Origin of the sequence: Salinicola salarius (assembly GCF_002179555.1) — a bacterium.
GTDB lineage: Bacteria > Pseudomonadota > Gammaproteobacteria > Pseudomonadales > Halomonadaceae > Salinicola > Salinicola salarius_A.
Genome location: NZ_NHOU01000001.1, coordinates 376,075 through 386,804, shown reverse-complemented (window position 1 = coordinate 386,804; position 10,730 = coordinate 376,075). Strand labels below are relative to the sequence as shown.

At 60.0% G+C, this 10,730-nt stretch carries 6 protein-coding genes; 3 read left to right on the top strand and 3 right to left on the bottom strand.

Features of this window, described 5'->3' with window-relative positions:
- Positions 1-98: 98 nt before the first annotated feature.
- Both CCD76_RS01690 and CCD76_RS01685 read right to left on the bottom strand, forming a co-directional pair.
- Positions 99-434, bottom strand: a complete 336-nt coding sequence (locus CCD76_RS01690) for a hypothetical protein (RefSeq protein WP_143543245.1) — start codon at positions 432-434, stop codon at positions 99-101.
- A gap of 104 nt (positions 435-538) precedes the next feature.
- Positions 539-3,385 (bottom strand): beta strand repeat-containing protein, encoded by a 2,847-nt coding sequence (locus tag CCD76_RS01685; RefSeq protein WP_143543244.1) that lies wholly within the window; start codon positions 3,383-3,385, stop codon positions 539-541.
- A 516-nt stretch (positions 3,386-3,901) separates the two neighbouring features.
- Between CCD76_RS01685 and CCD76_RS01680 the strand changes: the two genes are divergently transcribed.
- The 3 genes from CCD76_RS01680 to CCD76_RS01670 are packed head-to-tail and all read left to right on the top strand — an operon-like array spanning position 3,902 to position 7,927.
- Complete coding sequence (locus CCD76_RS01680; RefSeq protein ID WP_179208813.1) at positions 3,902-4,678, top strand: ABC transporter permease; 777 nt, start codon at positions 3,902-3,904, stop codon at positions 4,676-4,678.
- The gene (locus tag CCD76_RS01675; protein ID WP_087717804.1) at positions 4,668-7,013 is read left to right on the top strand and encodes a GNAT family N-acetyltransferase; all 2,346 of its coding nucleotides are present in this window, start codon (positions 4,668-4,670) and stop codon (positions 7,011-7,013) included. The genes CCD76_RS01680 and CCD76_RS01675 overlap by 11 nt, the downstream gene beginning before the upstream one ends.
- Positions 7,010-7,927 carry a PIG-L deacetylase family protein gene (locus tag CCD76_RS01670; protein WP_087717803.1) on the top strand — a complete coding sequence of 306 codons (918 nt, stop codon included), beginning with the start codon at positions 7,010-7,012 and terminating at the stop codon, positions 7,925-7,927. Before CCD76_RS01675 ends, CCD76_RS01670 begins: the two co-directional genes overlap by 4 nt.
- On the opposite strand, the gene CCD76_RS01665 is transcribed toward CCD76_RS01670, so the two are convergent.
- Complete coding sequence (locus CCD76_RS01665) at positions 7,924-10,629, bottom strand: glycosyltransferase (RefSeq protein ID WP_087717802.1); 2,706 nt, start codon at positions 10,627-10,629, stop codon at positions 7,924-7,926. The two genes, CCD76_RS01670 and CCD76_RS01665, sit on opposite strands and share 4 nt — an antisense overlap.
- Positions 10,630-10,730: the final 101 nt, after the last annotated feature.

Sequence of the window (10,730 nt, the reverse complement as noted above, 5' to 3'; positions counted from 1 at the left end):
TGTTATTAAATAAGTGGGTGTCCTTTTTTTTTCTGGGTTGGCGTTGCTCTCAGCTTAGCGCACACCGGTATGCTGTTAAATAAGTGGGTGTCCTTTCTTTATCCATACCATGTACCCTCTTCCTGGGCAGTCATTTGGTTACGGATAATGCTTTTAGTCGCGATAAGATGATGGGTGAGCACGCCATCGTTAACCTTCACGACCTTATTGTGTTTTTCCTCAATCGTTTTCCAATGATCGCGTAGTTTAAAAGTACCCTTTTCGGCGTCAAAGATCGTAGCTCCGAGAACCATGACTTCGTAGCCATTTTTGGCCAGTTGGATAAGCATCTCGCGCACGGCCATCGAAGCGCCGGAGGAGGTATCCAATAGACAGAAAGGGTTGGCCCAGAGCAGACGCGGCTTGCGCTGTCGGGAAGGCGTAGGGGCGGCCATAACAAGTCACACTTTATGAACGTGGAATAAAAAACCCCCAGCCGAGGCCGGGGGTTATTACGCTTTTACCTATCGAGAATAGGCATCCATCTCAGAGAGAGAGATTAAGCAATGTCAGCAGCAACATCGAAATCCGCCAACGCAACACCCGTTAACTTAACGACAGAGTCGGCATTGTCAAAGGTGCCATTGCCATCAACATCAGCAAAGACCCAAAGATCACTACCAACTTGCTGTGCGCTTGCGTCAATAGCAGGAGTACCAGCAGAACCAGTAAATGCAGTCTCGGCAGCAGCTTTGGCAGCAGCAAAATCGGCAACCGCTGCAGTTCCTTTAGTGGCGTTGGCGATTGTTACTGTTCCACCTACACCATCATCAAACGCAACAGTATCACCAGTACCAAAGTCAGTTACAGTATCTGCAGAAACAGCAGTGAGACCCGATTGAATAATGAAGCTGTCTGCGCGAGCACCGCCAGTCATGGTGTCTGCGCCTGCACCACCGTTAATGGTGTCAGCAGCATCAGTACCTGTGATGGTATCGTTTTGCGCGCTACCAATGAATGAGAATGTAGCAGAAGTACCGAACTCAAGACCGACTTGCGAACCATCGATAGTAGTGGCCTGAGTTGCAGCACTGGCATCAACAGTCAGAATGCCTGAACCAGCAACTTCAACAGAGCCGAGCTGTGCGAACTGTCCACCGGTGATTGATACATTGTTAGCACCAATTTCAAGCTTCTCGACGCCAGCTACTGTTAAGTTGGCACCAGTCAAGTCAGCACTGTCTGCAATTTGCAGAGTGTCGTTGCCTTCACCGAATTGCAGAACGATATTACCAGTGGAACCATCAGCAGTCAGATTAACAACATCATCACCAGCGCCTGCTTCAACTACCAGAGAACCAGTAGTCAAACTAGTAACGTTTGCCGTAATGGTGTCGTTACCACCAGCCGTTACCGCTGTCGCTTCGGTAGTAGCTGTTAGGGTACCAAAAGTTACTTTGTCGTCGTTTTCCTGACCAACAAAAGCAGCTTTAGTGGCAGCACTGTTAAAGGTTACGTCGTTCTCGCCTTGGCTACCGGCAACGGTTACGTCAAGCGCAGCAGCAGCTGTCGTTACGTCAAGAGCACCGTCGAGTTCGGTTGCATCAAGTGTTTTAGCAGTCAGTAACGTGACTTCAACGTCATTGGTGCCGGACAGATTAACGGTGTTACCGGCAGCAACAAGAGCACCAAAGGTAAGGTCAGTTACCGTTGTTCCTGTGGCTTGCTCAGCGGCTGCAACGATGTTGACAGTTTCAAAGTCGCTCGGCGTAGCATCAGAGAAAGTTGTCGAGGTCTGTGATTCAGTGAAGGTCATGTTGATGCTGTCAGCATCAGTTTCAGTACCAACGCCAAACACTGAAGTACCCAAATCTGCACCAACTACGACATTGGCACCAGAAGCAAGGGTCGCACCAGCAGAGTTAGCAGTAGCTAGACGGATGGTGTCAGCCTCAACCTTGCTCAAGTCAACTGAAGTAGTAGCAGTAGACTCAACAGTTAGCGAGCCATCGCTCTTAGCATTGGTTACTTCTTCACCGTCAAGTGCTACTGACTTAAGGGTCACATCGCCTTCGCCGGATACAGTTAGGCTTTCACCGATGTCATCCACAGTTACAGTTTTGCCATCTGCGATGTTGAGGGTCAGGCTGCCTTCTGCGTTAGTTACGGACGCATCAGCGCCGATTGTAACAGTTGCTGTGTCGGTAGCGTTACCACCAGCCAAGGTGATAGACGTAGCTTCAGCTGCATCTACCGTGGCGGTGTTGTAGCCAGTAACACTAACGCTAGTAGTAGCTTCGCCAGCAGTTACTTCAACGTTTTCTGTAGCGGTAGTAGTAATGCTAGTAGTGGCGGTACCCGCATTGATAACAGTGCTGTCGTTGTTGTTACCAGCACCGTTAACAGTAACGGTAGTCGCTGCACCAGCGTCAACGGTAGAGTTTTCTACATCGCTAACGGTAAGGCTGCCGCCCATACCTTCACCAGCAGTTACGTTATTAGTACCGGTGTTGGTAACGGTAGCATTACCCAAGAACCCAGTTTTGCTGGATGTCAAGGTAATGTTAGAACCGCCATCGACACCGGTAATGCCATCGGCATCGACGGTAGCAGTGCTAAATGCATCCCAGTTCAGGTTTACATTTTCAACACCCTGCAATTCAGTTCCTGCGAGCAGCTGAGAGGTCAGCGTCGCGTTTAGAGTGTCGTTGCCACCCTGGTCGATAATGCTCGTACCAACCAGTGCAGCGGAATTAGCTTCAACGGTGTCGTTGTTAGCTGTCAGGACAACGTTGGTGCCAGCGTCATCTGCAGTGAGCGTGAAGGTTTCGCCTTCGTTGACGACGGCGTCGATCTTGTCCTGGGCAGCTTGCACGGAGGCTTCGTCAGCCGTCACGCCAGAAAGCAGGTCCGGGATGGTGTCGCTGCTGTAGCCTTCAGCACCGCTTTCCAGATACGCCTGGCTGACGGCGATCTTGTTCTGGAGGATGGCGGCCGCGTCTTCCAGACCTTCCGGCGGCGTGTCCTGCAGCAGCTTCTCGCCGACTTCCATCAGGACCTGGCCTTCGGAAACGCCGGCATCCAGGCGCTGGGTGATGAAGTCCGTGCCGCGCGTGTAGGCCTGGGTGCCTTCAGTGATGTTCAGACGGCCGAAGACCAGGTCGATCAGACCCTGAGTCGTACCGTCGTACTGGCTCTGGAATGCATCGGTCTTGGCCAGGTCGGTGCCCAGGTCGTAGAAGCTGGGGTTCTGTTCGAGGATGGACGCGAAACGATCGTAGGAAGCCTGGTCCGGGGCGTAATCGAACATGAAGGACGTAACGCCGAGCAAACTCTGCTGTTGCTGTTCTGTAAGAGCCATTTTAGACACTTCTCCTTGCAATAAAGACAACGTTGTCGAGGCCATGGTACCTGTCCGGAACAACCAGGACCTCAAGGCTGATGTTAGCACAATATTTTTTCGTCAAACAAAAAAACACACGATGGCGATTTTTGCCTGAGATTGGTTACAACTTTTGTCTTACTCGCTCGTGAATCACGGTGCAGTAACAGCGCTTTACAGCCGTGACACCGCTTCCCGCGGCGGGTCGTTTCGGCTGGTGCAAGGCCCTGTGGTCGCGGCGCCGGCCCGGGCGTGCCCGGCCGATGCGCCCCACCGAAATCACCCTGCCCGCCGTTGCGGCAAACCCCGAAGCGGGTACGGCTTGTAGTGCCTATCGGCAGGTGAAAGCGGCGCTTTAATAGTAAGCGGTCACTACCTTCGCGAACCTCTGCTCCCGCCCCGCGCCGCCGTCAGGGCCGGCCGGTCTCGAATCGGGATGGCCGCTCGGTGAATCCGAGGCGGCAACGCGATACCATGCCTCCGGGCTCAAACCAGGAGCGATACCATGCCCCCGGGTTCAAACAGGAAGAGGAACTTTCGTTGACCAACGCGTTTCTATTGTGGCAGTTCACCAAGCGCGAGATTCAGGGACGCTATCGCGGCTCCATGCTGGGGCTGGGCTGGACGGTGCTGTCGCCACTATTGCTGCTGGGCGTGTTCACGCTGGTGTTCTATGGCTTTTTCAAGCTCAAGTGGCCCGTTTCTGCCACCGGCGTGTCACAGGTCGATTTCGCGCTGCAGGTCTATGTGGGGTTGACGCTGTTCAACCTGTTCGCAGAGGTGGTCGGCCGCGCGCCGACGCTGATCACCCAGCAGCCCAATCTGGTCACCAAGGTGGCGTTTCCGCTGCCGGTGCTGGCGCTTTCGGCAACCCTTTCGGCCGCCTTTCAGGCTGCTATCAGTCTGGCGCTGCTGCTGACGGTAACGGCGGTGCTCACCTCGCCACACTGGAGCTGGCTGACGCTGCCGCTGCTCATGGCGTTGCTGGTGTTGCTGATGGTGGGGGTGGCGCTGTGGCTGTCGGCACTGGGGGTCTATCTGCGCGATCTGGTGCCACTGGTCGGGCTGCTGACGTCGTTGATGATGTTTCTGTCGCCGGTGTTCTATCCGATGTCGACGGTCCCCGAGGCCTGGCAGGGGGTGTACCGCCTCAATCCGCTGGCACTGTTGATTACCGAGATGCGCGGCGTGCTGTTCAACGGGGCCTGGCCGGACTGGCAGAGCCTGGGGCTGCTGACGCTGGCCATTGCCGTGCTGCTGGGCTCCGGGGCCTGGCTTTTCGAGCGCCTGCGGGGAGGGTTCGCCGATGTCCTTTGAGCAAACCGCCATCACGCTGAACGATGTCGCCAAGACGTTTCGGCTCTACCCTCGCCCCTTGCATCGCCTGCTGCATCAACTGCCCGGCCTGGCGCATCTGGCGCGTTATCAGGAGATCAAGGGTCTGAAGCCGCTGAGCCTGTCGATCCCGACCGGGGAGGTGATCGGGCTGGTCGGCCGCAACGGCGCGGGCAAGTCGACCCTGTTGCAGCTGGTCTGCCATACCCTGTCGCCCAGCCAGGGCACGGTGAGCGTCAACGGCAAGATTGCGGCGCTGCTGGAGCTGGGCGCCGGCTTCAACCCGGAATTCACCGGGCGCGAGAACGTGTACATGTCGGCGGCGATCATGGGCATGTCGCGCAGCGAGATCGCCGATCGCTTCGCGGAGATTCATGCTTTTTCGGGCATCGGCGATTTCATCGATCAGCCGGTCAAGACCTACTCGAGCGGGATGCTGGTGCGGCTGGCGTTCTCGGTGGCGACCAGCGTGGACCCGGATATCCTGGTGGTCGACGAGGCGCTCTCGGTGGGCGATGGGGCCTTCGCCCGGCAGTCGTTCGATCGCATCATGGCGATGCGGGACGCGGGCAAGACGATCCTGTTCTGCTCGCATTCGCTGTATCAGATCGAGGTGCTGTGCAATCGGGTGATCTGGATGGAGTCGGGTCGGATCGTGGAGGATGGCCCGCCGGAAAAGGTGGTCCCCAATTATCAGAGCCATCTGGATCGGTTGAGTCTGTCGCAGCAGGCCAGCGCCGAGGCGAAGACGACACCGACCTCGTCTTCCGCTTCTTCTTCCACTTCTTCTTCCGCTTCGCCTTCGTCTCCCGCCACGGCGGATGAGACGGCGGATGAGACGGCGGCGCAGGCGAGCTCCGTGCGCCCCGGACGTACTCGTCTGACCTCGGTGACGGTGCTGGCGGACGATACGCCGGGCAGCGAGCTCGAGGTGAACAGCGAGTCCACCGAACTACGGATAGACGTGGCGTTCGTGACGCATCGTCAGGAGGAAACGCCCGGCATCGCGGTGGTGTTTCATGCCGAGAGCGGCCTGCTGGTGAGCAGTTGCGGCAGTTGGGACGACGGCGTGTCGCTGACGGTGGACGATCAGGGCCAGGGCCGGGCGTCGGTGACCTTCAGCCGGCTGCCATTGCTCAAGGGGCGTTACCGCGTGGGGGTGCTGCTGTTCTGCGAGAACGGGGTGTTCGTCTACGACGAGGCGGACCCGGTGGCGACGCTCAATGTGACCCAGAAGGGAGTCAATCGGGGGCTGGTCAGCCTGCCGCGTTCATGGCAGGTCAGTGCGCCGAGCCATGCACAGGGCCATGCACCGAGCCATGCGCCGGCGCCTGGCGCACGGGCTGACTCGCGGCCCTCTTCGGCCCATGACTGGCGGGTGGAAAACGCCCGCGATGCCAGCGAGCCTTTGCTGCTGGCGTTGTTCGAGCGTTGCTTCGGGCATTCGATCTCCAGCGCGACATGGCACTGGAAGTATCGCTATACCGACGATCCGGGCACGGTGGTGTACGACGATTCGCGGCTCGTGGCCTTCAATGGCGGCATGCCGCGTCGCGCACTGATGATGGGTGAACCCGTTACCGCCGTTCAGATGGGCGATGTGATGGTGGCGCCGGAGGCTCGCGGCGTATTGACCCGACGCGGCCCCTTCTACCGGGTGGTGGAGGCGTACTTTCGCGAGCGGGTCGGCCCCGACAAACCCTACCGGCTGGCGTTCGGCTTTCCTCACGCCCGCCACGCGCGCCTGGGCACGATGCTGGGGCTGTATTGCCAGACGGACCGTATTCTGGACGCACGCTGGCCGGGGCTGAACGGGCGCAACTGGCAGTACGGGCTGGCCCCGCTGACCGAGACCGATGGGGCGCGGGTCGACCAGCTATGGCGCGCGATGGCGGCCGACGCGGGGGAATTGGTGATCGGCTGCCGCGATAGCGAATGGCTCGGCCACCGTTACCTGCACAAGCCGCACAACGACTATCGCGTGCTGCTGGCGACGCACCGGGTGACACGCCGCCCTCTCGGGGTTCTGGTGCTGCGGGTGGTGGATGAGACGCAGGTGGAGCTTCTGGATATCGTGGCGCCCCGTTCGCATGTCTCCGCGCTGGTCGCGATGGCTCGCCGTCAGGTGACGCGTCTGGGCCGCCAGACATTGACCGCCTGGCTCACGCCGCAGGCGGCGGCCTGGTTCGCCGATAGTCGGCCGGAAACTGCGGAAACCGATGTGGTGGTGCCCGGCGCTGCCGTCAACCAGCCTGAATACGCGCTGAAAGCCCAGCATCGCTGGTGGCTGATGGGCGGGGATACGGATTTCAAATGAGCCTGGAGCGCTTCTTTACCCCTTATCAGGCCGATACCCGCCTGCCCGGCGATGTGGTGGCGGTACTCGCACCGCACCCGGACGACGAGGTGTTCGGCTGTGGCGGCACGCTGCATGCGCTGGCCGCGGCGGGAGCCGAGCTGCATATCGCGGTGATTTCGGACGGTGCCGGTCTGGGCCAGGATGCGGCGCTGGCCCGGCAGCGTCGCGCGGAGTCCTGCGAGGCGGCCCGTTGCCTGGGCTATCCGCCACCCGAGTTCTGGGAGCTGCCGGATGCGCGCCTGTACGAGCACCCGGCGCTGCAGCCACGCATCGATGCGTGGCTTGCCGAAGTGCAACCGACGCTGCTGCTGGCACCGTCGATCTGGGAGATGCATCGGGATCATCGCGCCGTGGCGGAAGCGGCACTGTCCAGTGAACAGCGTCCGGCACATTGCCGGGTAGCGCTGTACGAGGTGGGCCAGCCGCTACAGCCCAACCGGCTGGTGGATATCACCGCGCAGCGCGAAGCGAAACAACGCGCCATGCGTTGCTTCGCTTCGCAGTTGGCCGTGCAGGCCTATGACCGTCATATCTCGGGGCTCAACGCCTTTCGCACCTATACCCTGCCGATCGACATACTGGCGGCCGAGGCGTTTTGCTTGCTGGAGCCGGAGGAAGTGGCGCCGTTTCTGGCGAGCCGGCAACCGCAGGCCATCACTCGCGTGGTTCATGAAGCGGAACGCGCCGAACAGGCTACGGCGCACCGCCAGGAAGCGCTGGAGGCTGAACTCCGCGAACTGCGGGGCGACAACACCAGGCTCGCGGAACGATGTCGTGACCTCGAGGCGATGCAGCGGGCCATTCAGCAGTCGCGCAGCTGGCAGTTGACCCGCCCGCTGCGCTGGCTGGCCGAGCGCTGGCGCGGCAACTAGCCAGTGGTGGCCGAGTCGCGAACGAAGTCGTCGGCCTTGGCCGCCAGCACTGCCTGGCTTTTTTCGATCATGACATCGTAGGTGCTGTTGGTGAAGTTCCACAGCGTGGAGGTCTGCTCGGGCTGATGCCCGGCGATGAACGGTAGCGGCACGAGCACGCGCAGGGTATGCCGTTCCAGGTAACGGTCGATGGTGTTGCGCTCGATGTCCCTGTCCTGCGGGTCCCAGGCGGCCAGAACCTTCATTGCGCGTTCGCCGTAGACGTTGCAGACCATGCTGGTCATGCGGTCGATGACCACATAGCGTCGTCCGTCTTCCTCGAAGACTTCGATGACGCGCGTGGCATCGGCGGTGTCGGCTATCAGCCCGCAGAGCAGATCGAACCGACCGGTCGCCTGGCCAGCCCGGAACAGGCGTTTGGCGCGTTGCCAGCTTTGCTGTGCCTCTCCTTCCAGCAGGACGTCGTCCTCGCGCACTTCCAGCTCGGTCAGCCCGGCCTCGAGCGCGCGACGCGCCAGGTAGCGAAAGCTCAACGCGGCGCCTCGCCAGCCGTGCGCATGACGCAGTCCGGGGAATATCGCAAAGTCGGGGAAGGTGGCCTTGAATGCCTGATGACGGGCGAAGGTTTCCGGCAGCGATAGCCCGACGCCATGCGCGAGGGCGCTGCCATCGAGCGGCGGTGGCAGGGTGTCGAGTACATCCGGCGAGACGAGATCCAGCGCTGCCAGCGTCCGCGCAAAATGGAAATGGAAGTGAGCCAGATCCTCGGGCAAATCCGCCAATGGCGAGTGCCCGCTATCCAGCAGCGCCAACTGTTCGTCGATGGCGACGAGCATCTGGTCGACCTCACCGATGTCGGTGAAGCTGACCCAGGGTTCCAGATCGGCATGTTCGACCATGTCGACACTGCGTTCGGATACCACCGGCAACCCCAGCGAGAGGCATTCGTAGATACGGGTGGTTTCGAGCAGTGCGCCTTCATAGTAATGGATATTGAGGACCAGCCGTGCCCGGCGCAGTTGCGCGTAGAGCGCTTCGCCGAAGACCTCGTTGACCACCAGCAGCTTGTAGCGCTGCCCGATCGCATCGAGAAAGGCCTTGCGACGCGGGTTGTGAATATCGCCGTAGAAGACCACGTCGTACTCGGGGACCGGCGCCTCGGCGGAAGGCGACAGCGGCTTGCTCAGGTTGGAAATCGGTACGTGGAAAAGCTGGCGATATTCCAGGTTGCCTTCGGTCTGCAGGTATTCGATGTTCTTCAGCGAGTAGTCCAGAACCGCCAAGGCGTTTTCGAGCCGTTGGAAATAGGCGGTGTCGAACCAGCGCGAGCTGACCGACTGCTCCATCTGGAAGGCGATATAGCAACCCGGCAGGGTCTCGAACATTTGCGGGCACACGACGATGTGCAGGCGATCGGAGAACGATCGAGAGTCGGGTGCGAGAATCGTCACCGGCCCGCTCCCCAGCCGCTCGAGGGATTCGGCGATCAGGTAGGCCACGTAGCGGGTATGGTGAGTGCAGAGGATATCCACACCGGCTTCCAGCGTGATGGCAGCCGAGGCATTGTTCTTGGAGGCATTGTTCTTGGAGGCATGGGTCCTGGAGGCATGGGTCATCGAAGCATTGGCCGTCGGGCCGTGAACCGTGGCCATATCGGCACGCTGCCCCCAATGCCGGTTCACTCGCTCCTTGATGCCCGCCCAGTCCCCCTGTTTCAGCAGGCTCAATAGCGTTCGCGACTTGCGGGTAATGGTATGCGACCAGTGATGTATTGCCTGACGGTTGAACAGATGGGTCGTGACCTGACGCTCGAGCGCCAGTTTTTCGATCTGGAGATGGTCCAGCGTCTGCTGCTGACGTTCGACACGCTGCTGCATCTGGCGCTGGCGCTCGTCATGCTCTCTGGCCATGGCGTCGACCCGCACCTGGGCCTCGCGTAGCGCCTGACTCAAAAAGCCGAGGTGCATCACCTGTGCGTCGGTCAGCAGGGGTAGCGCCTTGCGAAGCGCAAGCAGGCGGTCCGCGGTGAAGTCGCGGTCACTCTTTCCGCCGACACCGCTGACATCCAGGGAATAGTAGGCCGTGATGGTCGCCAGCCGCTGCAGCGGCCCCAGGCGGGTTACCTGGAGCCAGAAGTGCCAGTCTTCATAGACGGAAAGCTCAGGATCGAAGCGGCAGCCTGCATCGATGGCCGCGCGCCGGAACAGCACGGCATGGATCGGCAGGTAGTTTTCGGTCGCCAGGCGTAGCGAGTCATATTCGTTGCAATAGTAGCGCTCTACCTTTTCGGGCGTGTCGCGGTGTACGCAGACCGTGTCGGCGTACACGCCGATATGATCGGGCAGTTCGGTCAGCCGGGCGACCAGCTGTTGGACATGCTCGGGAGCAATCCAGTCGTCGTCGTCGAGAAACAGGATCATGTCGCCCTGCGCCATCTCCAGAGCTCGGTTTGCAGCCGCGCTCCGCCCTTTCGCTCCCTCGAGATCCGCATACTGCCAATGAATGTCCGTCGCTTCGAGCGTCTCGGACACGACGTCACGTACGCTGGTGGCGTCGTCGTTGACGACGATCACCTCTATCGGGCGGTAGTGCTGCAAAGCGATGGAGCGCAGGGCTTCTCTCAATAGAGCGGGCCGCTGATAGGTGCGAATGAGCAGGCTGACGAGTTTCACTAGTAGACCGACGATCGAAAGTGGAGCCATATGATGCCATAGGGTATCCGACCTCCCAATCGTGAAACGTATTCCGCTTGCCAGGCTGCGCTGCTGCGGTGGCAAAGCCTCCGTCAGGCTGCCAACCCTCC